The 23,509-nt window shown below is 58.7% G+C and carries 22 protein-coding genes; 8 read left to right on the top strand and 14 right to left on the bottom strand.

Going from position 1 to position 23,509, the window contains the following annotated elements:
• Window positions 1–146: 146 nt before the first annotated feature.
• The 4 genes from HDE75_RS10700 to HDE75_RS10685 all read left to right on the top strand — a co-directional run bounded on the left by HDE75_RS10700 (window position 147) and on the right by HDE75_RS10685 (window position 4,690).
• Window positions 147–1,745 carry an ABC-F family ATPase gene (locus tag HDE75_RS10700; protein WP_183677856.1) on the top strand — a complete coding sequence of 533 codons (1,599 nt, stop codon included), beginning with the start codon at window positions 147–149 and terminating at the stop codon, window positions 1,743–1,745.
• A gap of 172 nt (window positions 1,746–1,917) precedes the next feature.
• The gene (gene nadA / locus HDE75_RS10695; RefSeq protein ID WP_183677858.1) at window positions 1,918–3,051 is read left to right on the top strand and encodes a quinolinate synthase NadA; all 1,134 of its coding nucleotides are present in this window, start codon (window positions 1,918–1,920) and stop codon (window positions 3,049–3,051) included.
• Window positions 3,051–3,917, top strand: a complete 867-nt coding sequence (gene nadC / locus HDE75_RS10690) for a carboxylating nicotinate-nucleotide diphosphorylase (protein ID WP_183678150.1) — start codon at window positions 3,051–3,053, stop codon at window positions 3,915–3,917. Before nadA ends, nadC begins: the two co-directional genes overlap by 1 nt.
• Window positions 3,917–4,690: a substrate-binding periplasmic protein gene (locus tag HDE75_RS10685; protein ID WP_183677860.1), complete on the top strand. Its 774-nt coding sequence runs from the start codon at window positions 3,917–3,919 to the stop codon at window positions 4,688–4,690. The genes nadC and HDE75_RS10685 overlap by 1 nt, the downstream gene beginning before the upstream one ends.
• Here HDE75_RS10685 and HDE75_RS10680 read toward each other — a convergent pair.
• Both HDE75_RS10680 and HDE75_RS10675 read right to left on the bottom strand, forming a co-directional pair.
• Complete coding sequence (locus HDE75_RS10680) at window positions 4,635–5,567, bottom strand: AraC family transcriptional regulator (protein WP_183677861.1); 933 nt, start codon at window positions 5,565–5,567, stop codon at window positions 4,635–4,637. The two genes, HDE75_RS10685 and HDE75_RS10680, sit on opposite strands and share 56 nt — an antisense overlap.
• 15 nt (window positions 5,568–5,582) lie before the next feature.
• Window positions 5,583–6,107, bottom strand: coding sequence for a nuclear transport factor 2 family protein (locus HDE75_RS10675; protein WP_183677862.1), 525 nt, complete (start codon window positions 6,105–6,107; stop codon window positions 5,583–5,585).
• Between the two features lie 235 nt (window positions 6,108–6,342).
• Here HDE75_RS10675 and HDE75_RS10670 point away from each other — a divergent pair, with 235 nt between their 5' ends.
• The gene (locus HDE75_RS10670) at window positions 6,343–7,422 is read left to right on the top strand and encodes a TIGR03118 family protein (RefSeq protein ID WP_183677863.1); all 1,080 of its coding nucleotides are present in this window, start codon (window positions 6,343–6,345) and stop codon (window positions 7,420–7,422) included.
• An 18-nt stretch (window positions 7,423–7,440) separates the two neighbouring features.
• Here the strand turns inward: HDE75_RS10670 and ypfJ are convergent, their stop codons facing one another.
• Window positions 7,441–8,334: a KPN_02809 family neutral zinc metallopeptidase gene (gene ypfJ / locus HDE75_RS10665; RefSeq protein ID WP_183677864.1), complete on the bottom strand. Its 894-nt coding sequence runs from the start codon at window positions 8,332–8,334 to the stop codon at window positions 7,441–7,443.
• A 127-nt stretch (window positions 8,335–8,461) separates the two neighbouring features.
• Here ypfJ and HDE75_RS10660 point away from each other — a divergent pair, with 127 nt between their 5' ends.
• Window positions 8,462–8,824: a nuclear transport factor 2 family protein gene (locus HDE75_RS10660; RefSeq protein ID WP_183677865.1), complete on the top strand. Its 363-nt coding sequence runs from the start codon at window positions 8,462–8,464 to the stop codon at window positions 8,822–8,824.
• Window positions 8,825–8,897: 73 nt separating this feature from the next.
• Here the strand turns inward: HDE75_RS10660 and HDE75_RS10655 are convergent, their stop codons facing one another.
• The 6 genes from HDE75_RS10655 to HDE75_RS10630 all read right to left on the bottom strand — a co-directional run bounded on the left by HDE75_RS10655 (window position 8,898) and on the right by HDE75_RS10630 (window position 13,547).
• Window positions 8,898–9,683, bottom strand: a complete 786-nt coding sequence (locus HDE75_RS10655) for a foldase protein PrsA (protein ID WP_183677866.1) — start codon at window positions 9,681–9,683, stop codon at window positions 8,898–8,900.
• 109 nt (window positions 9,684–9,792) lie between these two features.
• Window positions 9,793–10,572, bottom strand: a complete 780-nt coding sequence (locus HDE75_RS10650) for a peptidylprolyl isomerase (protein ID WP_183677867.1) — start codon at window positions 10,570–10,572, stop codon at window positions 9,793–9,795.
• Between the two features lie 114 nt (window positions 10,573–10,686).
• A complete protein-coding gene (locus HDE75_RS10645; protein WP_183677868.1) occupies window positions 10,687–10,983 on the bottom strand; it encodes a BolA family protein in 297 nt (98 codons plus the stop codon).
• The gene (locus tag HDE75_RS10640) at window positions 10,983–11,612 is read right to left on the bottom strand and encodes a septation protein A (protein WP_183677869.1); all 630 of its coding nucleotides are present in this window, start codon (window positions 11,610–11,612) and stop codon (window positions 10,983–10,985) included. Before HDE75_RS10640 ends, HDE75_RS10645 begins: the two co-directional genes overlap by 1 nt.
• Before the next feature lie 45 nt (window positions 11,613–11,657).
• Complete coding sequence (msrB, locus tag HDE75_RS10635) at window positions 11,658–12,059, bottom strand: peptide-methionine (R)-S-oxide reductase MsrB (protein WP_183677870.1); 402 nt, start codon at window positions 12,057–12,059, stop codon at window positions 11,658–11,660.
• A gap of 9 nt (window positions 12,060–12,068) precedes the next feature.
• Complete coding sequence (locus HDE75_RS10630; RefSeq protein WP_183677871.1) at window positions 12,069–13,547, bottom strand: protein adenylyltransferase SelO; 1,479 nt, start codon at window positions 13,545–13,547, stop codon at window positions 12,069–12,071.
• A 218-nt stretch (window positions 13,548–13,765) separates the two neighbouring features.
• On the opposite strand from HDE75_RS10630, the gene HDE75_RS10625 reads away from it, so the two are divergent.
• Complete coding sequence (locus HDE75_RS10625; RefSeq protein WP_260173946.1) at window positions 13,766–15,412, top strand: 3-(methylthio)propionyl-CoA ligase; 1,647 nt, start codon at window positions 13,766–13,768, stop codon at window positions 15,410–15,412.
• 10 nt (window positions 15,413–15,422) lie between these two features.
• On the opposite strand, the gene HDE75_RS10620 is transcribed toward HDE75_RS10625, so the two are convergent.
• The 4 genes from HDE75_RS10620 to HDE75_RS10605 are packed head-to-tail and all read right to left on the bottom strand — an operon-like array spanning window position 15,423 to window position 20,039.
• A complete protein-coding gene (locus HDE75_RS10620) occupies window positions 15,423–16,958 on the bottom strand; it encodes a chemotaxis protein CheW (RefSeq protein WP_183677872.1) in 1,536 nt (511 codons plus the stop codon).
• On the bottom strand, window positions 16,948–17,517 hold the full coding sequence (locus HDE75_RS10615; RefSeq protein ID WP_260173945.1) for a chemotaxis protein CheD: 570 nt from the start codon (window positions 17,515–17,517) through the stop codon (window positions 16,948–16,950). Before HDE75_RS10615 ends, HDE75_RS10620 begins: the two co-directional genes overlap by 11 nt.
• Window positions 17,514–18,338: a CheR family methyltransferase gene (locus tag HDE75_RS10610; protein ID WP_183677873.1), complete on the bottom strand. Its 825-nt coding sequence runs from the start codon at window positions 18,336–18,338 to the stop codon at window positions 17,514–17,516. The genes HDE75_RS10615 and HDE75_RS10610 overlap by 4 nt, the downstream gene beginning before the upstream one ends.
• A 3-nt stretch (window positions 18,339–18,341) precedes the next feature.
• Entirely contained in the window at window positions 18,342–20,039 is a 1,698-nt protein-coding gene (locus tag HDE75_RS10605) for a methyl-accepting chemotaxis protein (protein ID WP_183677874.1), read from the bottom strand.
• A 492-nt stretch (window positions 20,040–20,531) separates the two neighbouring features.
• On the opposite strand from HDE75_RS10605, the gene HDE75_RS10600 reads away from it, so the two are divergent.
• The gene (locus HDE75_RS10600) at window positions 20,532–22,619 is read left to right on the top strand and encodes a 3-hydroxyacyl-CoA dehydrogenase NAD-binding domain-containing protein (protein ID WP_183677875.1); all 2,088 of its coding nucleotides are present in this window, start codon (window positions 20,532–20,534) and stop codon (window positions 22,617–22,619) included.
• Between the two features lie 51 nt (window positions 22,620–22,670).
• Here HDE75_RS10600 and HDE75_RS10595 read toward each other — a convergent pair whose 3' ends face one another.
• Window positions 22,671–23,498 carry an alpha/beta fold hydrolase gene (locus HDE75_RS10595; RefSeq protein ID WP_183677876.1) on the bottom strand — a complete coding sequence of 276 codons (828 nt, stop codon included), beginning with the start codon at window positions 23,496–23,498 and terminating at the stop codon, window positions 22,671–22,673.
• Between the last annotated feature and the right edge of the window lie 11 nt (window positions 23,499–23,509).

The raw sequence follows: 23,509 nt of genomic DNA, 5'->3' as shown, positions 1-23,509 counted from the left end.
GCAAGCAATACGGAGAGAGGCCGGATGGCGTGCGCTTGCCAGTCATTGTTCCTGGGTGGGCTTATACAGTAGTTGATAGTGCGTGCTGTATAATGGGAGGAAAGTATTTAACTACCTGTTTTCACTGGATAAAGACCCAATACCACATGCTTTCTACAGCTAACATCACGATGCAGTTTGGCGCCAAGCCATTGTTTGAAAATATCTCCGTCAAGTTCGGCGACGGCAACCGCTATGGCTTGATCGGCGCGAACGGCTGCGGCAAGTCGACGTTCATGAAGATCCTGGGCGGCGACCTGGAACCGTCGGGCGGCAACGTCATGCTCGATACCAATGAACGCCTGGGCAAGCTGCGCCAGGACCAGTTTGCATTTGAAGACATGCGCGTGCTCGACGTCGTCATGATGGGTCACACGGAAATGTGGGCCGCCATCCAGCAGCGTGATGCGATTTACGCGAACCCGGAAGCGACCGATGACGACTACATGCAGGCGGCCGAACTGGAAGGCAAAGTGTCCGAGTACGACGGCTACACGGCCGAGTCGCGCGCCGGTGAATTGCTGCTGGGCGCCGGTGTAGCGATCGATCTGCACCATGGCCCGATGAGCAATGTCTCGCCAGGCTGGAAGCTGCGCGTGCTGCTGGCACAGGCGCTGTTTTCGAATCCGGATATCTTGCTGCTCGACGAACCAACCAATAACCTGGACATCAACACGATTCGCTGGCTGGAAGATGTGCTCAACGAGCGCAATTCCACCATGATCATCATTTCCCATGATCGCCACTTCCTGAACCAGGTTTGCACCCACGTGGCCGACATGGATTACGGCACCTTGAAGATTTATCCAGGCAACTACGACGAATACATGTTCGCCTCGACCCAGGCGCGCAACCAGCAACTGGCCAACAATGCCAAGGCCAAAGAGAAGGTCGCCGAACTGCAAGACTTCGTGCGCCGCTTTGCGGCGAATAAATCGAAGGCGCGCCAGGCTACTTCGCGTGCCAAGCAAATTGAAAAGATCAAGGTTGACGATATCAAGCCATCGTCGCGCGCCTACCCGTTCGTGCGTTTCGACGGCGAGAAGAAATTGCACCGCCTGGCCGTGGAAGTCGAGAATATCTCGAAAGCCTATGACCGCCAGCTGTTCAAGAACTTCAGCCTGATGGTCGAAGCGGGCGAGCGTATCGCCATCATCGGCGCCAACGGCGCCGGCAAGACCACCATGCTGCGCTGCATCGCCGGCGAGATCGCCAGCCTGCAGCCCGATCAAGGCCGCGTGAAGTGGGCCGAGAACGCCAACGTCGGCTACATGCCGCAAGATCCGACCGAAGAGTTCGCTGCCGACACCATCCTGACGGACTGGATGGGCAAGTGGACGCAAGAGGGCGACGATGACCAGGCCGTGCGTTCCATCCTGGGCCGCTTGCTGTTTGGCGGCGACGAAGTCAAGAAATCGGTCAAAGTGCTGTCCGGTGGTGAAAAAGGCCGCATGATGTACGGCAAGCTGATGCTGGGCCGCCACAACGTGCTGCTGATGGATGAGCCGACCAATCATATGGACATGGAATCGATCGAATCGTTGAACGTGGCGCTGGAAAAATACGCCGGCACCCTGATCTTCGTGTCGCATGACCGCGAATTTGTCTCTTCGCTGGCCAACCGCATCATCGAGATCAAGGAAAACGAAGTGGTTGATTTCCGTGGCAATTACGAGGAATATCTGACTAGCCAGGGCATTGATTAATCTCATGTCTTGAGCCGCGCGCGTCTTGCCTTTTACAAGGTGCAAGGCGTGCGCCGGGTAGCCTGGCTACCCAAACCGATGCGCCGCGGTTACCGCTTCTTTATCTAGGTCCGGCGCAACTTGCTGCGATATGCGATAGTGCCGGTCTATCCCGTTTTTGTTTGACACATCCATGCAAACCTTATCGATCAAACCCGTCGAGTATGAACATCCACAAGACGGTGCCAGCTGCACAGCCCACGCCTGGGCACGCACGCCAGCCACACCTTCCCCAGCCGAAAAAGCCGAACTGATCACGCGCATCAAGCGCCTGCTGCAAGAGCGCGAAGCCGTGCTGGTCGCCCACTACTACGTTGATGCTGACCTGCAAGACCTGGCGGAAGCCACGGGCGGCTGCGTCTCCGACTCGCTGGAAATGGCCCGTTTCGGGCGCGACCATCCCGCCAAGACGCTGGTCGTGGCCGGTGTGCGCTTCATGGGCGAAACGGCGAAGATCCTCAGTCCTGAAAAAACCGTGCTGATGCCCGACCTCGACGCGACCTGTTCGCTCGACCTCGGTTGCCCGGTCGATGAATTCACGGCTTTTTGCGATGCGCACCCGGACCGCACAGTAGTGGTCTATGCCAACACCAGCGCCGCCGTGAAGGCGCGCGCCGACTGGATGGTGACGTCCTCGATCGGCCTCGACATCGTGGCCCATTTGCATGCGCAGGGTAAAAAAATCCTGTGGGCACCTGATAAACACCTGGGTTCGTATATCCAGAAAGAAACGGGCGCCGACATGCTGCTGTGGCAGGGTAGTTGCCTGGTGCATGACGAGTTCAAGGGTATCGAACTGGACTTGCTGAAGGAAGAATACCCGAACGCCAAGGTGCTGGTCCATCCCGAGTCGCCGGCCAATGTGGTGGCGCAAGCCGATATGGTCGGTTCCACCTCGCAAATGATTGCTGCCGCACAAAATATGGATGCGGATACCTTTATCGTTGCTACCGACAACGGCATCTTGCACAAGATGCGCGCCGCCGCACCGGGCAAACGGTTCATCGAAGCGCCGACGGCTGGCAATAGCGCCACCTGCAAGAGCTGCGCGCATTGCCCGTGGATGGCCATGAATGGCTTGCTGAACCTGGCAGAGACTCTGGAAAACATGCACAATGAAATCCATGTCGATCCTGCCGTCGGTGAGCTGGCTGTGCGCTCCATCAATCGCATGCTCGACTTTGCCGCCGCCAAGAAGGCCGGCGTGCAGCCAGGTCCTGACCTGGCAAAAGAAACCCAATTGTTCCAAGGAATCGGTCCCGCATGATGAGTACCCTCGTTAATTCTTTCGCCCCTTTCGATCCTGCCCTGGCGCGCGCCTTTGAAGCGAACTTGCTGGCAGCCTTGCTGGAAGACGTGGGCCAGTGCGACCTGACGGGCGAGCTGGTGCCACCAGACAACATCGTCACGGCCCGCGTGATCGTGCGCGAAGCAGCCGTGCTGTGCGGCGCACCGTGGTTTGAAGGCATCATGAAAAGCCTGGACCGCAGCATCGATATCAGCTGGCATTACGCCGAAGGCGACATGATGACGGCCCACAGCGCCGTGTGCACCATCGAAGCGCCGGCACGCGCCTTGTTGACGGCTGAACGCAGCGCGCTCAATTTCCTGCAATTGCTGTCGGCCGTGGCCACGGCCACGCGCCAGTACGTGGAGGTGATCGCCGGCACCAGGGCCTCGATTCTCGATACGCGCAAAACCTTGCCTGGGCTGCGCCTGGCGCAAAAGTATGCGGTAAGAGTGGGCGGCGGCAAGAACCAGCGCCTGGCCCTGTATGACGGCATTTTGATCAAGGAAAACCATATCGCGGCGGCGGGCGGCATACGCCAGGCGCTGGACAATGCGCGCACGCTAGATGCAGGTGTGCCCGTGCAGATCGAAGTGGAAAGCCTGGAACAATTGCAGCAAGCGCTGGAGGCGGGCGCTGTGTCGGTGTTGTTAGACAACTTCAGCAACGACATGATGCGCGACGCCGTGTCCCTGACGGCTGGCCGTGCCTTGCTCGAAGCGTCCGGCGGCATCAACTTCGATACCGTGCGGGCGATTGCCGAGACGGGCGTGGACCGCATCTCGATCGGCAGCCTGACCAAGGATATCCGGGCCACCGATTATTCACTGCGCATCGTCGCCTGATGAAACGGCCTGGGCAGCACGGCTTGCGCCAGAGGCTATTGGCCTTGGCGCTGCTGTTGCCTGCCTTTGCATTGCCAGTGCAGGCGCGCGAATTGCTGGCCGTCGGCGCCCAGTTTGAACGCGTGTTTGAATACAAGAACAACAGTGACTATACGGGCCTGGGTGCAGAACTGTTGCGGCTGATGGCGGCGCGCACGGGCAATACGGTGCGCTTTCGCGTGGTGCCTTGGGCGCGTGCGCAAGCCATGCTGGCGCAGGGACAGGCCGATATCCTGATCGGCCCTTATAAATCGCCTGAGCGCATGGTTCACATGGTTTTTTCCGCCCAGCCGTTTTATCAAGACCAGATCATTTTCTACACGCGCCAGAAGGGCGGTTTTGCCTGGGATGGCGATTACGCTGCGCTGAAGACGCGCCGCGTGGTGCTACTCAATGGCTGGGCCTATGGCGCGGACTGGGAGCGTATCCGTCCTGGCCTGCAAGTGAGCGTGGCCAACAGCGTGGAAAATGGTCTCAATATGCTGGTCCATAACCATGTCGACGTGTTCATCAGCAACCGCCGCAATACCGATCCGGTGATTGTGCGCCTCGGGCTGCAGGGGCAAATCAAGGCGCTGCCCAAGGTGATCGACGTACAGAACGGCTATTTTGCTTTTCCCCGCTCCACTGAATCGGACAAGCTGCGCCTGCAATTCGACCAGGAATTCAATAGCCTGATCAATAGCGGCGAATTGAAAAGGCTGGCCAGGCGCTTTGATGTGACCGTGCCGTGAGTCCATCGCCAGCGGCAATGCTGCTGGGCGGCATACCGAAGCTGCGCTTGAACAGGCGCGTCAAATGGGCGTGATCGGCGAAGCCACACAGGCGCGCCACTTCGCCCACCGGCTGTTTGCTGCGCAACAATCCCAGCGCCCGCAGCAAGCGGCGCTGCATCACGAAGGCATGCGGCGTGGTGCCCATGGTATTGCGGAAGGCCCGTGAAAAATGGAATTTACTGGTGCCGGCGATGTCCGCCAGCGTGTCCAGCCGCAAGTCTTGTGCCAGGTTCTCTTCGATAAAATCGACCACGCGGCGTGCCCTGAATGGCGCCAGACCTTCTTTTTCAATTGTTGAGGCATGGCCGGCCAGCGTGGTCAACGCCAGCAGCAGCCGGCTCAAGATGGCCGCGCGTAATTGATCAAAGTACAGTTGTTGGCCGGATAGGCCATGGTCGATGCCGGTTTCGTGGGCGCGCGCCAACCGGTGCAGGGCCAGGTCGCTGCGATAGCCGCGCTTGAACTCGCCGCCTGCAAATCCGGGAAAATGTTCCGCCAACTGCTGCGCCAGGAAGCCGGGCGAGATCGTGATGTGAAGAAATCGGGCCGGACCGGCGCCAGCCGGAAACACCAATTCATCGGGCCGCAGTAATTGCAAAGCGCCAGCCGGGCACCAGCCATGTTGCGGCAGACCATTGAATTCGCCGCACTGCCGATGTGCCTGGGCCTGCACATAAAATTGATAACTGCCAGTCGCTTCGGCATGTTCCGCCACCCAGTCGCGCGGGCCAAGGCGCTGGCGGTCGGCAAACATCAAGCCCGGTGCTTCTTGCCATGCGCCATTGATCCTTTCGCCCATTGGGGCGGGAGAAACGGCGTCATTGGAAACAGACAAGCCGGCATGCATGGATCAAAACATGGTATTGGTATTTTTCGACGTTTCCGGCAATGCCTGGATACGGTCCCAGTGTTCGACGATCTTGCCATTTTCCAGGCGGAAAATTTCGCCGACAGCCAGGCCACGCTCGTCCGGAAAGCGTTTGATATAGGTATTGAGGATCACATAATCGCCATCGGCAAACGCCTGGCGTATCTCGGCATGCGAGTTGGGGTGATCGTCATGCACCCATTTGATGAACTTGCGGAAGCCATCGCGGCCATCGTCAGCGGCCGGGTTATGTTGCCGGAAGGTCAGGCCGACAAATTGCAGCGCAGCTTCGGCATCCTTGTCGTTCAGGGCCTTGTTATAAAAGGCAATGACGGTTTTCTTGTTCTGTTCCAGCTTGTCGCGATATTGTTTGACCGCCGCCGGCCCGGCATCGATGGCCGACGACAATTCATCGGCGCGGGCTGCGGCCGGTACCGCCAGAGTCAAGGCCGAGGCGATCAAGACTGCAGCGGTGAATAAGGCAGGCGATTTTTTGAGTGCGTTCATGGAGCTTCCTGTTAGCAAGACATCTTGTTGTGATGGATAATACCAAGATGTTACTTGCAGTTTGCATGTTACAGCATAGTCAGCAGCAATTGTTCGCACGTTTATTCAAGTACGGCCAATGACCGGGAGCGGAGCAAGGCGGACTTCCACCTGCTTTTGAGCGGCGTCATCGTTTGAGGGGGAAACTCGCCGTAAGGTGGGACAGACAGTGTTCACTACCTCGAAAGGAAGCGCCATGAATACGCACCATGCCTTCAGGATCGCCAGTGTCTGCCTCGTTGCTGTGCTCGCGGGAACGCTGTTTTCGTGCGGCGGCCACCATCACCACCAGCCGTCCGTCATCAGCGCCTACGCCGATACCAGCCTGGTGTCCGACGTGGTTCAGGTGAGCGCCGCGCATACCGATCCTAACCTGGTCAACGCCTGGGGCCTGGCCTTCAATCCGCGGGGTTTCGTTTGGGTGGCGGACAACGGCACGGCGAAATCCACCTTGTACGACGGCAATGGTGTCCTGCAATCGCTGGTGGTCACCACGCCTGCCGGGCCGACCGGTATCGTTTTTAACGGCACGCAGGATTTCAAGCTCAGCCAGAACGGCGTGAGCGCGGCCAGCCCGTTTATTTTTGCCAGCGAAAGCGGCAGCATTTCAGCCTGGTCCCCCTCGGTCAGCCCGGCTACTGCCGTGACAGTGTTCGATGGCAGTGCTGGCGGCAGCGTCTACAAGGGCCTGGCGATCAGCAGCTACGCCGGCGCCAACTATCTGTACGCAACAGATTTCCACAATAATCGCATCGATGTCTTCGATGCCGGCTTTGCCAGGGCCGTCTTGCCTGGCGCGTTCAACGATCCGGGCCTGCCAGCCGCTTATGCGCCGTTCGGCATTCAGACGATCGGCGAGCGCATCTATGTGGCCTACGCCAAACGGGCCGCCAGCGGCGACGATGAGCAAGCGGGACCCGGATTGGGCATCGTGAATGTGTACGACAGCGGTGGAAGATTCCTCAAGCGGCTGGTGAGCGGTGGCGCCCTGAATGCGCCATGGGGCATGGCGATGGCGCCGGCCAATTTCGGCGGCGCCAGCAATACGCTGTTGATCGGCAATTTTGGCGACGGCAAGATCAACGCCTACGATCCCGATACCGGCGCCATCATCGGCGTTCTCGCCACGGCGGACGGTACGCCGCTGGTGATCGACGGGCTGTGGGGTATCGCCTTTGGCAATGGCCTCAATAGCCAGCCGCTCAACACGCTGTTCTATACGGCCGGGCCGAACGATGAGGCTCACGGGCGCTACGGGCGTATCGACCTGAAGTAGTCGCTTTTGACTTGTCGCCTACAGCTGGCGCGCTTCGAAGGTGTTGCATTGCGCAATCTCGCCACTGGCTATGCCACGGCCGAACCAACGCACGCGCTGTTCCGACGTGCCGTGTGTAAATGAGTCGGGCACGACGTGGCCTTGCGCCTGGCGTTGCAGGGCGTCGTCGCCGATGGCGCTGGCGGCCTTGAGCGCTGCTTCCACGTCGCCTTTTTCCAGGATCTTGCGGTCCAGGTTGGCGTGATAGGCCCACACGCCGGCAAAGCAGTCGGCTTGCAATTCCAGCCGCACGGACATGGCGTTGGCCTGGCGTTCGGATTGCGTGCGGCGCGCCTGGTCGACTTTTTCAGACAAGCCCAGCAGGTTTTGCACGTGGTGGCCCACCTCATGCGCGATCACATACGCTTCCGCAAATTCGCTGGAGACCTTGAAGCGGTCCTGCATCAGCTGGAAGAAATCGAGGTCCAGATACACTTTCTGATCGGCCGGGCAGTAGAAGGGGCCGCTGGCGCTCTGGCCCCGGCCGCAGGCGGTCTCTGTGCGGCCTGTGTACAGCACCAGTGTGGGTTTCACATAGCTGCTGCCTTCCGCCTTGAACAGGGCGCCCCAGGTATCTTCCGTATCGCCCAGCACGGTTTGGACGAAGCTGGTGGTGCGGTCGTCTGCAGGAGGGTGGGGTGTCTGCTGGGTATGCTGCGTACTGAGCTGCCCGCCGCCGCCACTGAGGACATTGAGCAGGGTAAGGGGATTAACGCCCAGCACGTAGGAGCCCAGCAGGGCGACGACGATGGTGCCGATGCCGATCGAGCGGCCGCCAAAGCCGAAGCCGCCTCCGCCACCATTGCCACCGCCGTCATTTTCGCCGCGGCGGTCTTCCACGTTGTCGCTTTCGCGATTGCCTTCCCATTTCATGGTGTTAACTCCTGTTGCATTGATGATGGGCGCGGATTTTACCAGTAGCGTTGCCAACAAAGTGCAGCGCAGCAGGGTACATGATGTTACCCTTTAAAACTTTCCACTCTCACCATGGTATCACTGCATGACGACCACACACGACACGTTTATTTCCCCCACCTCGGTGGTCCAGGCTCAACTGGACGCCTACAACGCCCATGATGTGCCCGCTTTACTGGCCATCTACGCCGACGATGCGCAGCAATTCCAGCATCCCGATATCTTATTGGCGCAAGGCAGTGCACAGATCGGCCCGCGCTTCACGGCCCGTTTTGCAGCCAGCAAGCCGCAGGCGCAGTTGCTGAACCGCATCGCTTGCGGCAAGCTGGTGATCGACCATGAAATCGTCACCAGCGTGACGCCGGAAGGCACGAGCAAGCAAGAGCTGGTGGCGACCTATGAGGTGATCGATGGCCGCATCGCGCGTGCCTGGTTCAGTTTTGCCTGAAGCTTGCTGGGTAGGAAACCTGCAGGCATAAAAAAAGCGCTCCGGGGAGCGCTTTTTACGAGGGATTCAAAAATTATTGAATCTTGGCTTTCTTCATCAACTCGTCGCGGTAAGCGGCCAGTTTCTTCTGTTGCAGCGATTCAGCCACGCGGTCTTTGACTTCTTCCAGCGTAGGCAGTTTGACCGGACGGGTTTCTTCCAGTTTGATCACGTGGAAACCGAATTGCGACTGTACCGGCGTTTGCGTGATCTGGCCTGGTTTCAGGGCGACCAGCGCATCGGCGAATGGTTTTACGTAGGAACTTGGGTTAGCCCAGCCCAGATCGCCGCCATTGGCTGCGGAACCGTCTTTCGATACCTTGGCCAGGTCTTCAAACTTGGCGCCGCCTTTCAGCTTGGTGATGATGTCCTTGGCTTCGGCTTCGGTCGCCACCAGGATGTGACGTGCATGGTATTCCTGGCCGCCAGCTTGCATGGCTTGCGCCTTGACCTTGTCGTACTCGGCCTTGATGTCGGCATCTTTCACCGGATTTTTCTTGATGTAGTCAGCCAGCAGGGCATTGATGATGATGCTTTGACGGGCATTATCCAGTTGCGCCTTGACTTCCGGGCGGGTGCCATAGCCTTGTTTGTCGGCTTCCTGGATCAGCACTTCACGGCCGATCAGGTCTTTCTTGATGGCTTCGCGCAGTTGCGGCGAATCCGCTTGCTGGCCTTGCGCAACAACTTGTTTGACGACCTGGTCAACACGCGATGCAGGGATCGCCTTGCCATTCACGGTGGCAACGTTTTGTGCGAAAGCAGGGATCGCCGCTACGGCTACCAAGGCTAAGATCAGGCGGGCTGGCTTCAAAATCATGTTCATTCCTATTATTGGTTCGGTACAAAGGTTTGCGCCTGCTGGCAGTGCGCATTCAAATGCAGAATACACGACCGGCGCCACAAAGGGCGCCGGGTGAGGTCAATTCTTACTGAATTTTCGCTTTTTTAATCATTTCTTCTTGATACGCTTGCAATTTTTTCTGTTGCAGCGCTTCAGCGATCTGTGGCTTGACTTCTTCCAGGGTCGGCAGTTTTGCCGCGCGGGTGTCGTCCAGCTTGATCACGTGGAAGCCGTTAGGCGTTTGTACCGGGGTATCGGTAACCTGGCCTTTTTGCAGTTTCACGAAAGCGTCGGAGAAAACTTTCGGGTAGGACGATGGCGCTGCCCAGTCCAGGTCGCCGCCATTGTCAGCCGAGCCGGTATCTTTCGATTGCTTGGCCAGGTCTTCAAACTTGGCGCCGCCTTTCAGCTTGGCGATGATGTCTTTCGCTTCGGCTTCCGTGCCCACCAGGATGTGGCGTACATGGTATTCCTTGTCGCCGGTTTGGGCGACGAAGCGGTCGTACTCAGCCTTGATGTCGGCGTCGCTGACCGGATTCTTTTTCAGGTAGTCGCCGACCAGTGCATTGATGACGATGGCTTGACGTGCGTTTTCGATTTGGAGTTTTACTGCTGCATCTTTACCGAAACCTTTGCTTTCCGCTTCTTGCATCAGCACTTCGCGGCCAATCAAATCTTTCTTGATGGCTTCGCGCAGCTGCGGCGAATCCGGTTGCTGGCCTTGGGCGACGACTTGCTTGACGACTGCATCAACGCGCGACGACGGGATAGGCTTGCCATTCACAACTGCAATATTTTGCGCAAAAACAGGTACCGCGACTACGGCGAGAAGTGCGATCAGCAAGCGGGCTGGCTTAAAAGTCATTATTAAATCCTGTTAGGGAAAGTTTCGTAAAAAACGCATGAAAGAAATCTTGTATACAGCATTTGTTGTTGCGTCAGCCAAAATACTCTTGCTACGCCAAAAACGCCATCCATATCATACTTCGGACGGCGCCAATGCAACAATAGCTAATGCATGTATCTCATTATGCATCATATCGTGCACGGAATCATACACCAGACGATGACGCATGACGAGCCTGAGGCCCTCAAATTGGCTAGAAATAATCCGCAGATTGTAATGGCCACCGCCAGAGGCGGCGCCCGCATGGCCGCGGTGGCGTGCCGAATCGTCTTCCAGCACGCATTCCAATGGAGATAATGCCGTTTCCAGGCGGCCACGGATGCGTTCCATGCGCGTTTCCGGAGAGTTATTTACGCTGTTGTTCGTCATTACGCTTCTTCCTTGATATGTTTAGCCAGGAACAAGGTCTGGACGACGATAAAGACAAAGAAAATGCCGGTCGCGCCAAACGCCTTGAAGCTGACCCAGGCCGCCATGTCACCTTTGTAGAGTACGAAAGCGACAAACAGATTCAATGCACCCATGGCACCAAAGAAAATGATCCAGCCTGCCAGCAATTGATTCCACACCGCTTCAGGCAATTGCACCTGCGCTTCCATGGTCTTGCGTATCATGTTTTTCTTGAAGCCAAAATGCGCGATCAACAGGCCGAGGCCCGACAGCCAGTAGATCAGGGTCGGTTTCCATTTCAGGAAGAAATCGTCATGCAGATAAATGCTGGCGCCGCCAAACACCACGAAGATGAACAGCGACAGCCACAGCATGCCGTCGACCTTGCGCCCGCGCAGCAGCAGATAGCTGACCTGGCAGGCGGTGGCGATGATGCCGACCAGGGTAGCCAGTACCCATGGTGCTTGTTCGGCCTTGATGAGACCGCCCGAGACGATGCCGCCAAGATATTGCTGAACGAAGGCATGCGTGGAGGCTTCATACATGCCGCCCAGTTTAAAGGCGGCAAAGAAGGCGAGCAGCGGGAAGAGGTCGAATAAAAATTTCATGGTGACACTTTACTATGGTCGTATAAAAATCGCCTTAGAGCGGGCTTAGGGCTGTGGATCGAAACGCAGGGATGCCGAATTGATGCAATAGCGCAAGCCGGTTGGCGGTGGGCCGTCCGGGAATACATGGCCCAGGTGGGCGTCGCAGACGGCGCAGACGATTTCCGTGCGCACCATGCCGTGGCTGCGGTCGACGATTTCCGTGACGTTGGCCGGGTCCAGCGCCTTGAAATAGCTGGGCCAGCCGCAGCCGGAATCGAACTTGGTGTCGGACGCAAACAGCGGCGTATTGCAGCAGACGCAGGTGTAGATGCCGTGTTCATGGTGGTCCCAGAACTTGCCCGTGAAGGCGCGTTCGGTGGCGGCGTGGCGGGTGACTTGATATTGCATGGAGTCGAGCATGGCGCGCCATTCGGCGTCGGTTTTTTTGACTTTTTCGATGGTCATGGTAATACCTCAGGATGAGCAACTAACTTCAAGATGGCTGGCCCAGTCGGGCGGCAGGGCCGCATAGTGCTGGTGTTCAGGCTGTTCGTCAAATGGCTTTTCCAGAATCGCCAATAAACGTGCTACTTCAGTGTAGTCTTGCTGCTGGGCTTTTTCGATGGCGACTTGCGCCAGATAGTTGCGCAGCACATATTTTGGATTGACCTTGTCCATCGCGGCTTTGCGCGTGGCGTCCACGCTGTTTTCCGCGCGCAGGCGGGCACGGTACTGCTGTGCCCAGGCATCGAACGCAGGGCGGTCGATAAACATGTCGCGCAACTGGGTGTCTGCTTCCGGCGCGCCCACTTGCAGATTGCCCAGGGCGCGGAAGAAGTTCGTGTAGTCCACATGGTTGGCTTGCATCAGTGCAAACATGCCGTCGCACAGCTGCGTATCGTCGTCTTGCACGGTCAGCAAACCGAGCTTGGCGTGCAGCAATTGGCTCATCTTCGCGGCGAATGCCGGCTGGTAGCTGTCCAGCGCCGCCTGCGCTAACGCCACTTCGCCGATCAGCGGCAACAGGGCCTGGCCCAGCGCATAGCAATTCCAGTGGCCCACTTGCGGCTGGTTGCCATAGGAATAGCGGCCCTGCTGGTCCGTGTGGTTACAGATGTGTTCGGCATCAAACGCTTCCATGAAGCCGAAGGGGCCGTAATCGAGGCTCAGGCCCAGGATGGACATATTGTCGGTGTTCATCACGCCATGCATGAAGCCGACCGCTTGCCAGTGGGCGATCATCTCGGCCGTGCGCACGCACACTTCCGTCAGCAAGGCTTGATATGGATTTGCTGCATCGCGCAATTGCGGATAAAAACTGGCGAGTACATAATCGGCCAGTATTTTCAGCTCTTCCGGCTTCTTGCGGTAAAACCAGTGCTCAAAAGAACCGAAGCGCACAAAGCTGGGCGCCATGCGCGTGACCACGGCCGCTGTTTCCACCGTTTCACGCATGATGCCTTGCTGCGACCCCATGATGGCCAGCGCGCGCGAGGTAGGAATGCCGAGCGCCGCCATCGCTTCCGAGCACAGGAATTCGCGGATCGACGAGCGCAGCACGGCGCGGCCGTCGCCCATGCGCGAATACGGCGTGGCGCCGGCGCCTTTCAGCTGCAATTCCATGGGACCAGTTGGCGTGGCGATATCGCCCAGCAAGATCGCGCGGCCATCGCCCAGCTGGCCGGCCCAGTTACCGAACTGGTGGCCCGAATACACGGCCGACAGCGGCAAAGAGCGCTCGGCCACGCTATTGCCACTGAGCAGTGCTACGTAATCGGTCTCGGCCAGGCACGCGCTATCGAGCCCGACCAGCGCCGCAGCTTGCGCGCTGGCCGCCACGAAGTAGGGTGCAGGCAGCGGCGTAGGCATCAAGCGCGTGTAAAACGCGGGCGGCAGGGACGCGAAGTGATTGTCCAGGGGAAGGTTATGAGCGGTGATGATGATTCCATTCAAAAAGTGCACCGGCGATCGTGCCGGCCCAGAGCGGAGATTTTACCGCACCGTATCGCCGCGTGCTTTTTCAGGCGTGGAATGGACGGCTTACGTTGACTAAAAACATTGCAAAAAACGGAATGAAATATTCCATGCTGCACCGCAATATCGAAATCCGTTGACCGTTTACGCACGACCGTACGAAACTGCATGAAAATATACTAACCAGAGGAGACACGATGAGCTTTCCACAGAGTCCAGTGATGGGCCAAATGATGAATCAGCCCCTGCTGATTTCCAGCATTCTCGAGTTTGCGGCGCGCCATTATGCGGGCAGTGAAATCGTGTCGCGCCGGGTGGAAGGCGATCTGCACCGCTACACTTATCACGATTGCCACCAGCGCACGCGGCGCCTGGCCAATGCCTTGCGCGGCCTCGGTGTCGTGATGGGCGACCGGGTGGCGACCCTGGCCTGGAATGGCTATCGCCACATGGAAGTGTATTACGCGGCCTCCGGTTCGGGCGCTGTGCTGCATACCATCAATCCGCGCCTGTTTCCCGACCAGATCGCCTATATTGCCAACCATGCGGAAGACCAGGTATTGCTGTTCGACCTGACTTTCTTGCCGGTGGTGGAAAAAATCGCCGCCGATTGCAAGACGGTGCGCCATTTTGTGCTGATGTGCGACCGCGACCGCATGCCGGCCAGCAGCATTCCAGACCTGCTGTGCTATGAAGACTTGATCGCCAGCCATTCCGATCAGTATGAATGGCCGCTGTTCGATGAAAACTCGGCCGCCACCCTGTGCTACACCTCGGGCACTACCGGCAACCCCAAGGGCGCTCTGTATTCGCACCGCTCGACGGTGCTGCACGCGTATGCCTCGGCCATGCCGAGCGCGCTCAATGTGCGCGCCACCGACACGGTCCTGCCTGTCGTGCCCATGTTTCACGTAAATGCCTGGGGCTTGCCGTATTCCGTACCCCTGTCGGGCGCGCGCATGGTGTTTCCCGGCGCGGCGCTCGATGGCAAGTCGCTGTACGAGTTGTTCGAGTCGGAAGGCGTGACGTTTTCGGCCGGCGTGCCCACCGTCTGGCTGGGCCTGGTGAACCATGCCTTGCAGAATGACTTGAAATTTTCTACCTTCCGCCGCACGGTGATCGGCGGTGCGGCCTGTCCGCCGGCGATGATGGATATCCTGATCGACAAGTTCGACGTGGAAGTGATACACGGCTGGGGCATGACGGAAATGTCGCCGCTGGGCACCACAGGCGGCTTGCAAACCAAGCACCTTGCCATGAGCAAGGAAGAGCAGCGCAAGATCTTGCACAAGCAGGGCCATGCGATCTATGGCGTGGACATGAAGATCGTCGACGACGAGGGCAAGCAATTGCCGTGGGATGGCGTCAGTTATGGCCATTTGCTGGTAAAAGGGCCGTGGATCATTTCTTCGTACTTCAAGCAGGAAGGCGGCGATGTGCTGCAGGATGGCTGGTTTCCCACCGGCGACGTGGCCACCATCGATGCGGATGGCTATATGCAGATTACCGACCGCAGCAAGGACGTGATCAAGTCAGGTGGCGAGTGGATCGGCACGATCGACCTGGAAAACCTGGCCATGGCCCACCCGGCCGTGCTGCAGGCTGCCTGCATCGGCCTGTTCCACCCAAAATGGGACGAGCGGCCCGTGCTGGTGGTGGTCTTGCGGCCTGGCATGAAGGTTGAACGCGATGTCTTGTTGCAATTTTTTGAAGGCAAGATCGCCAAGTGGTGGACGCCGGACGACGTGCTGTTTGTCGACGCCTTGCCCATGGGCGCCACCGGCAAGGTACAAAAGAACAAGCTGCGCGAGCAGTTCAAGGGGCATCAGCTGCCGGGCCTGTAAAGCTTGGCGCTCAGGCCGCGCGCGGCAGCGCCTGGGCCAGTTTTTCCAGCAAATGGTCGCAGCGGAATACGCTCAGGGTTTGTGGTTTTTCCTTGCTGCCGATGTCGATCATTTCGTCCATTTCACTGCGCAAGTCGTCGTGCGTGCCGGTGCGGATGATTTGCGGGGCGGCAAAGCGCTGGCTGTCGGAAATGGTCATGATATTGTCCACCGCATCGACCAGGAAACCATAGCGGTCTTCGCCCCGTTCGATGATAAGGATCTTGGCGGCGCTTTCGTCAGCCAAGGGCGCCATCGCGTATAGCTGGCGCAGATCGATGATGCTGATCATTTGCTGGCGCAAGTTCAGGATGCCGCGCATGAACGGCGGCATGCCGGGTGGTTTGGTGATGGCGCCGCTGAAATCGATGATTTCGCGCACTTGCTTGATTTCCACCGCGAAGCTGTTTTCCACCGTGAAAGTGATATAGACCTGGCGCTGGATCTTGCGCCCGCTGGCCTTGGCCGCTTCTTCCTGGGCTGGATACAGGCGCGCGTGGCCCTGACGCATCTCGACAATTTCCGCTTGCGACAGGATTTGCCGGTGATCGAGGAAGATAATGTCTCCCAGGCCCTGTTTTGTGATGCAGCCGGCAAACATGGCGGCGCGGGCCTTGCTCAGCAACGGTATCGGTAGCACTTCGTCGCCAAAGAAATGCACGATGCTATCGACTGAGTCGACCAGGAAACCTACCGTGGCGTCTTCCAGGCGCACCACGATAATGCGCTGTTCCGCCGTGGCTGGGCGGTTCGCCGTGGAGGCATGCAGCAGCGCGCTGAAATCGACCACCGCCACCTGGCTGCCGCGGAAATGGATGCGGCCCAGGCACAGTTCGCTATTCAATACCGAGCTGTGCAGCTCAGGCACCCTGATAATTTCCTGGATGGCGCCCATCTCGAAGGCAAAGGTAGAGCCGGCCGCGTGGAAGCTGACGCACTGGCGCCGCTCGCTTTGTGCGTGATAGCGGTCGTTGATGAGTTGATTGACTGCTTTGCCAGCGCCAGCCTGGCGCGCCAGCACATGCGGCACGTTTTCGATACGGATCAGGGCTTGCGGGTCGAGCACTTGCAGCAGGCGCGCGCCGCCGTCTAGCAAGATGGTGCCGGCAATCACGGCGTGCGTATCGCCGGCCGCATAGTGCAGCGCGCTGCGTTGCGCGGCGGGCACGCGCAGGATTTCGCCCGTGTCGGCAAACAAAATGCCGACCAGCACCTGCTGAAAATCCAGGATGGCGATCTTGTGGCTGCGCGCGGCGGGCGGCGCATCGGCGTGAAACAGCCGCGCCAGGTTGACCACCGGAATCACGCTGCCGCGCAAGGTAAACATGCCTTCCAGGTAGGTCGGCGACAGGGGCAGGGCAGTGATTTTGTCGGGGAAGTTGACCACTTCGCGGATGCAGCTGGCGGGCAGGGCGAATTCATCGTCGCCGAGGAAAAACGAGCCGAACAGTTCCGTGCTGGCATCATTGCGCGCTGGGGCTTGCACGGTGGCCGCTTCAATGTCCATACGGGCTCCCCTTGCGTACGCGTGCCGGTGGTTCATCGGCTGCCACTTCGGTGACGGCGTAGCTGTGGTGGGCGCAATCGATCAGCAACTGGCGCCCGCGCCGGCCGCCCAGTGCGCAAAAACTCACGTGCAAGCCGCACTGTTCCAGGTATTTCTGCGCCGCTTCCACGTTTTTCTTGCCCACTTGCAAGCGGCTCTGGCTGGTGCTGGGACCAAACATGCTGGCGCCACCGGCCAGCACCACTTCGATGTCTGGGTAGTCGGCTACCCGCGCACCCATCAGGCGCAGCAGCGAAGGCACGGCCTGGCTCACATAACGGGCGCCCACGCTGCGTTCGCCTGCGCTTCCACCTGCGGGCGCCTCTGGCAGCAGACAATGGGCCAGGCCGCAGCAGCCGCCTTTTTTCCAGATAAAGCCGATGCCGATGCAGGAACCGAGCAAGGCTTGCAGCTGCTCTTCATGCGTGCCAACGCTCAATTGGCCCATGGCCACCTGCTGCAAGTGTTCCTGCCGCGGCGCGCGGGCGCGGCCGCCGCCAGTCGTCATCGTCTGCATCATGCATCACCTGTTTTATAGATCATGGGAAACTCGAACTGGTAGCCAGTGCCCAGGCGGGCGATCGTTTCCGATTCGCCCAGGATCAGCCGGCCATCATCCTTGAGGCTATGGCGCGCCTGCCGCAACACCGTTTCCTGGTGCTCGGCATCGAAATAAATCAGCACATTGCGCAGGAATACCACGTCAAAACGTTGCGCGGGCCGCAGCGGTTCGAGCAGGTTGTGCAGCGCAAAGCTGACGTTGTGCTTCAATTGTTCATTCACTTGCACGCCATACGGCGAGGCCGTGAAATATTTGCGCAGCAAGTCCGGGTGCGACAAGCGGATGCGTTCGACCGAGCGCCCGCTGTACTGGCCTGCCTTGGCGGCGTTCAGGATTTGCTGCGAAATATCGCTGGCCAGGATCTGGTAGCGAAAGCTGGGTACTTGCTGCTGGAATTGCTCGCACAGCATGGCGATCGAATACAGTTCTTCGCCGCTGGCCGCCGCCGCCGACCAGATTTTCAGGGTTTGCCCCGGATGGGCACGGGTCCAGCCGGGCAGGTAGCGGTCGCGAAAATAATCCCATACCTGCGGTGTACGGAAAAACAGGGTGTCGTTGGTGGTCACCAGATCGATGAAATGCGCTACTTCATCGCGGTCGCTCACCACGCGGTCCAGGTAGTCCTGATAGCTGTGCAGGGACAACGCCTGCAGCCGTGGCTGCAAGCGCCGTTCCAGCAAGATGCTTTTTCTTTGCGTCATGGCAATGCCCGTATGCTCGCGCACCAGGGCGATCAAAGTCGTCAGGACTTCGGGCGTCAGGGCGGGAGCATGCGTCATGGCTTACACCACGAAGCCGGAGACTGTCTGGTTCAAGCCGCCTGCGCGCTCGTTCAGGCCATCGGTCGAGCGGGCGATGCTGTCGCAGTTGGCGGCCGATTTCTCCGTTTCCTCGGCGATGTACTGGATCGCCGTGGACACTTCGCGCGCTGTCAGCAATTGCTCGTTGGCAGCCTTGGAAATGTCAGAAATGGCCAGCGTCGTCTTGGCGACACCTGAGACAATCTTGTCGAAGGCGTCGCTGGCCTGTTTCGAAATTTCGCTGCCCGTGGAGACCCGCTTGACCGACTCGTTGATCAGCTTAGAGATTTCCTTGGTGGCCTGCGATGAGCGTTCGGCCAGCTTGCGCACCTCGTCGGCAACGACGGAAAAGCCCAGGCCGTGTTCGCCTGCACGGGCCGCTTCGATGGCCGCGTTAAAGGCCAGCATATTGGTCTGGCTGGCGATTTCGCTGATCACCTTGACGATTTCGCCGATGTCCTCGGATGAGCGGTTGATCAGGTCCATCGCTTCGATCGACTTGGCGACGGCGCGCGCGCCCGCTTCGGCTTCCTGCTGCGTGGCCTTGGCCAGGAAATCGGCGCTGGAGGTGTTTTCCGCGATGGAATTGATGGAAAACGTCAAGCCATCGATCGAGGCGTTCATTTCTTCCACGGTGGCGCCCAGCGCCTGCGTGCCCACGGCCACGCCGGTGGCCCGTTCGGCGATCGCATGCGAAGCGTCGGCAAAGCCGTTGGCGGCGGCCACCACGGTGCCGATCACGCCGCGCAAGTCGATGATCATCTTGCCGATGCCGCCCGCCAGCAAGTCGATCGGCTCGTCGCCCTCGGGCGTGATATTGCAGGTCAGGTCGCCTTGCGCCGCGCGCGCCACGCAGGCCAGCAGGGCGTCGACCTTGCGGCTGTCATTGGCGGCGCGGGTCTGGATACTGTTTTCCAGGTTGACCTGGTCGGTGATGTCGATGGCGAATTTCACGACCTTATACGGCTTGCCATTGAGGTCGAGGATGGGGTTATAGGTCGCTTGTATCCACACCACCTTGCCGTGATTGCCGATCCGCTTGTAGCGGCCGCTATCGAATTCGCCACGCGCCAATTTTTGCCAGAACTTTTTGTAATCAGGGCTGTTGGCAAATTCGGTGTCGCAAAACATGCGGTGATGTTCGCCCTTGATTTCATCGAGTTCATAGCCCATCACGGCCAGGAAGTTCGGATTGGCGTCCAACACCACGCCGTGCGTGTCAAATTCAATCACGGCTTGCGCCTTGCCGATGGCGCTGACCTTGCCTTCATATTCGGCGTTGCGGCGCTTGCTTTCCGTGATGTCGGTGGCGAACTTGATGACTTTATACGGTTTGCCATCGGCGTCGAACACGGGATTGTAGGAAGCGTTGATCCAGACGTCGTGGCCATCCTTGGCGCGGCGCTTGTAATCGCCATGGTCGAATTCGCCGCGTCCCAGCCGGGCCCAGAAGTCGCGGTATTCCGACGTTTGCGCATACTCGGGATCGCAAAAGATGGCGTGATGCTTGCCCTGTACCTCGGCCAGGGTATAACCCAGCACTTTCAGAAAATTGTCGTTGGCGTGCAGGATGGTGCCGTCGAGTTCGAATTCGATCACCGCCTGGACTCTGTTGAGCGCCGTATTGATCGCTTGTAGGTCCAGATCCTGAGAGTGACTGACATGGCTTGCAGCGTCCATAATATTTCCTTCAATGGGGTCGAGGAATAACTAACGATGTATGCTGATACTGCTGATTCGTTACAAATGGAGAGAATGTTATAGTATTAACATATCAATCCGTGATAATTGGTGAGAATATCTGATCGCTAATCGGCAGGAATTATTTTTCGTATGGACTGCCTTATGGTAAACCAATTGCAGAGTATTGATTTGAATCAATATTTTTTATTATTCCCCAGCGATTGGTGAAAAACAAGGGGAGCACATAAATAATGTTTTACACGTGGTTTTCTTCGCATTTTGGGATAAATGCATGTGTTTTTAAGCCGATGCAAGCTTGTTACTGAAATTAATATTTTATTATCTTAATGGGTATCCGTTTGATAGCTTCTGCTGGCTGGGCAGGCGCAAACCAGGGTCATTCTGGAGGCAGTGAAATAATACGGGCGTACTTTTTACGGTATAGTAAAGCTTCATTCCCATGCAACCTCATATAACAAGGAAGAGACAATGACCGCCGAATACCAAGTTCATGGCTCCGTAGCCGTCATTACGCTGAGTAATCCGCCCGTCAACGGGCTGGGCCTGGCGACCCGCACGGCCGCTGTCGCGGGCATCCGGCAGGCGCTGCAAGATGAGGCCGTGAAGGCCATCGTCATCACAGGCGCCGGCAAGGCCTTTTCGGGCGGCGCCGATATCAAGGAATTCAATTCGCCCAAAGCCCTGACCGAACCGACCCTGCATACCCTGATCAATGTGGTCGAGCAATCAAGCAAGCCGGTGGTGGCGGCCATTCACAGCGTATGCATGGGTGGCGGCCTGGAGCTGGCGCTGGGCTGCAATTACCGTGTGGCCTCGCCAGGTGCGCAAATGGCCTTGCCGGAAGTCAAGCTGGGTATCTTGCCTGGCGCGGGCGGCACGCAGCGCTTGCCTCGCGTGCTGGGCCTGGAAATGGCACTGAACATGATTGTTTCCGGTACGCCCGTGCTATCCGAAAAGCTGGCCGGTACGGCCCTGTTCGATGAAGTCACGGCGCCTGGCGTGGACTTGCTGACGGCCGCGGTGGCCTTCGCCACCAAAGTGGCCGAAGTGCGTCCGCTGCCGAAAGTGCGCGAGCGCAAGGTCGATTACCCGAACCACGAAGCCTTTTTGCAATTTTCTCGCAACACCGTGCAAGCCATGTCCGGCCCATTCCCGGCGCCGTTGAAATGCGTGGAAGCGGTGGCGGCCGCCGTGACGATGAAATTTGATGATGGCTTGAAATTCGAACGCGAACTGTTCATGCAGCTGGTGCAGTCGCCCGAGTCGAAAGCCTTGCGCCACGCCTTCTTTGCCGAGCGCGTGGCCAGCAAGGTGCCGGACGTGCCTAGCGACACGCCGGTGCGGACCATCGCCAAAGCGGCCATTGTCGGCGCGGGCACCATGGGCGGCGGCATCGCCATGAATTTCGCCAATGCGGGTATTCCTGTAACTCTGCTGGAAACCAAGCAGGAAGCGCTGGACAAGGGCCTGGCCACCATCCGCAAGAATTATGAAAACACGGTCAAGAAGGGCAAGCTGACGCAAGACAAGGCCGAACAGCGCATCGCGCTGGTGTCCGGCACCCTGGCTTATGCAGATATTGCGCAGGCCGACATCGTGATCGAAGCCGTGTTCGAAGAACTGGGGGTGAAGGAAGCAGTCTTCAAGCAACTCGATGACGTCATGAAACCGGGCGCCATCCTGGCCTCGAACACCTCGACCCTGGACCTGGACAAGATCGCCGCGTTTACCAAACGCCCGCAAGACGTGATCGGCACGCATTTTTTCAGCCCTGCAAACGTGATGAAGCTGCTGGAAATCGTCCGTGGCGCTCAGACCGGCAAGGATGTGCTGGCCACCGCGCTGGCACTATCGAAAAAATTGAAAAAGACCGGCGTGGTGTCGGGCGTGTGCGATGGCTTTATCGGCAACCGCATGATCGAGCAATACGTGCGCCAGGCCGGTTTCCTGCTGGAAGAAGGTTGCTTGCCGGAGCAGGTCGACAAGGCGGTCGAGAAATTCGGCTTTGCCATGGGCCCGTTCCGCATGGGCGACCTGGCCGGCAACGACATCGGCTGGGCCATCCGCAAGCGCCGCTACGTGGAAAAACCGGATGTCACCTACTCGAAGACAGCCGACCTGCTGTGCGAGCTGGGGCGTTATGGCCAGAAGACAGGCGCTGGCTGGTATGACTACAAGCCGGGCGACCGCAAGGCGTATGCATCCGAGCAGGTGAACGCCATGATCATCCAGCATTCCAGCGAGATTGGCGTAACGCGGCGCACCATCAGCGACCGGGAAATCGTCGAGCGCCTGGTGTATGCACTGGTCAATGAAGGCGCGCGCATCCTGGAAGAGGGCATCGCCCTGCGCGCTTCGGACATCGATATGGTGTACCTGACCGGCTACGGCTTCCCGCTGTTCCGCGGCGGCCCGATGTTCTACGCCGATACGGTGGGCTTGCCGAATGTGCTCGATAGCATCGCTGGCTACGCGCGCGGCCGCCATGGCGAGGCCTGGACCCCGGCGCCTTTGCTGGTGAAGCTGGCGGGCGAGGGCAAGGGTTTTAACGGCTGAATTGCTGGCTAAAAACGACAAGGGCAGAATCATCTGCCCTTGTTTTGAGTGTTACTTCTGCTTTAACACCGTCTTGATCGCTTCGTTGACGATCACCGGATTGTCTTTCTGGATGGCGGCGCCGGCGCCCGTGACGGGCTCGACCCTGGGCGCGCCGGACAGGCGCAGCCAGTCATTCTCCTGTGCATGCACCATGGTTTCATAGGAACCCATTTCATCGATGCTGAACTTGCCGCGTACCAGCAGCATGGCCGGTGAGCGCGGCGGCGTACGCATATCGATGCGTTCCAGGCACTGCGCCTGAGCATCGAACTCGGCTGTTTCCGTGGCATTGAACATCACTGTACGCTTGGTTTTCATGGCCATGGCCGAGGCGGGGGCATCGCTTTGCATGCGGCGCCAGTGGTCGGGATGGGTGGGGTCGAGCAAGACCAGGCCGGCCACCTCCTGCGGATACAGTTTCGCATACACATACTGGTACAAGCCGCCCAGCGAATTGCCTACCAGTACATACGGCGGCTTCAGGCCCAGCTTTGCCAGCAATTGGTGTTGCTGCTCTGCCACCGTGCACGGGTCGCGCGGCGCGGTGGTTTTCGGGCTGGCGCCATAACCTGGCCGGTCATACGCCAGCACCGTGTAGTGCTTCGCCGCGTCGGGCAGCACGCCTGCCCACACATCCTTGCCATCGCCCAGTCCCGACTGGAACACCACGGCCGGCTTGCCATGGCCCGCCAGGGTATAGGCGATGGTGGCATCGGGCAGGATGGCGCTGGCCGTCGTATCGAGCTTGGCGCCAGAGGTAGCGCATGCAGACAGCAAGAGGCTCAGGGAACTGAGCAGGATGGCCTGCGCGGGGCGCGCTGCGATCAAAGACGGCATGGATTTCCTTT

This window comes from Janthinobacterium silvisoli (assembly GCF_014200725.1).
Classification (GTDB): domain Bacteria; phylum Pseudomonadota; class Gammaproteobacteria; order Burkholderiales; family Burkholderiaceae_D; genus Janthinobacterium.
The sequence above is the reverse complement of the archived record's forward strand: the minus strand, read 5'-3'. Positions and strand labels throughout refer to the sequence as shown.

Excerpts from the sequence above, each read along its gene's own strand:
- HDE75_RS10700 (WP_183677856.1), top strand. The coding sequence starts at position 147 with ATGCTTTCTACAGCTAACATCACGATGCAGTTTGGCGCCAAGCCATTG.
- nadA (WP_183677858.1), top strand. The coding sequence starts at position 1,918 with ATGCAAACCTTATCGATCAAACCCGTCGAGTATGAACATCCACAAGAC.
- nadC (WP_183678150.1), top strand. The coding sequence starts at position 3,051 with ATGAGTACCCTCGTTAATTCTTTCGCCCCTTTCGATCCTGCCCTGGCG.
- HDE75_RS10685 (WP_183677860.1), top strand. The coding sequence starts at position 3,917 with ATGAAACGGCCTGGGCAGCACGGCTTGCGCCAGAGGCTATTGGCCTTG.
- HDE75_RS10675 (WP_183677862.1), bottom strand. The coding sequence starts at position 6,107 with ATGAACGCACTCAAAAAATCGCCTGCCTTATTCACCGCTGCAGTCTTG.
- HDE75_RS10670 (WP_183677863.1), top strand. The coding sequence starts at position 6,343 with ATGAATACGCACCATGCCTTCAGGATCGCCAGTGTCTGCCTCGTTGCT.
- ypfJ (WP_183677864.1), bottom strand. The coding sequence starts at position 8,334 with ATGAAATGGGAAGGCAATCGCGAAAGCGACAACGTGGAAGACCGCCGC.
- HDE75_RS10660 (WP_183677865.1), top strand. The coding sequence starts at position 8,462 with ATGACGACCACACACGACACGTTTATTTCCCCCACCTCGGTGGTCCAG.
- HDE75_RS10655 (WP_183677866.1), bottom strand. The coding sequence starts at position 9,683 with ATGATTTTGAAGCCAGCCCGCCTGATCTTAGCCTTGGTAGCCGTAGCG.
- HDE75_RS10650 (WP_183677867.1), bottom strand. The coding sequence starts at position 10,572 with ATGACTTTTAAGCCAGCCCGCTTGCTGATCGCACTTCTCGCCGTAGTC.
- HDE75_RS10645 (WP_183677868.1), bottom strand. The coding sequence starts at position 10,983 with ATGACGAACAACAGCGTAAATAACTCTCCGGAAACGCGCATGGAACGC.
- HDE75_RS10640 (WP_183677869.1), bottom strand. The coding sequence starts at position 11,612 with ATGAAATTTTTATTCGACCTCTTCCCGCTGCTCGCCTTCTTTGCCGCC.
- msrB (WP_183677870.1), bottom strand. The coding sequence starts at position 12,059 with ATGACCATCGAAAAAGTCAAAAAAACCGACGCCGAATGGCGCGCCATG.
- HDE75_RS10625 (WP_260173946.1), top strand. The coding sequence starts at position 13,766 with ATGAGCTTTCCACAGAGTCCAGTGATGGGCCAAATGATGAATCAGCCC.
- HDE75_RS10620 (WP_183677872.1), bottom strand. The coding sequence starts at position 16,958 with ATGGACATTGAAGCGGCCACCGTGCAAGCCCCAGCGCGCAATGATGCC.
- HDE75_RS10615 (WP_260173945.1), bottom strand. The coding sequence starts at position 17,517 with ATGATGCAGACGATGACGACTGGCGGCGGCCGCGCCCGCGCGCCGCGG.
- HDE75_RS10610 (WP_183677873.1), bottom strand. The coding sequence starts at position 18,338 with ATGACGCATGCTCCCGCCCTGACGCCCGAAGTCCTGACGACTTTGATC.
- HDE75_RS10605 (WP_183677874.1), bottom strand. The coding sequence starts at position 20,039 with ATGGACGCTGCAAGCCATGTCAGTCACTCTCAGGATCTGGACCTACAA.
- HDE75_RS10600 (WP_183677875.1), top strand. The coding sequence starts at position 20,532 with ATGACCGCCGAATACCAAGTTCATGGCTCCGTAGCCGTCATTACGCTG.
- HDE75_RS10595 (WP_183677876.1), bottom strand. The coding sequence starts at position 23,498 with ATGCCGTCTTTGATCGCAGCGCGCCCCGCGCAGGCCATCCTGCTCAGT.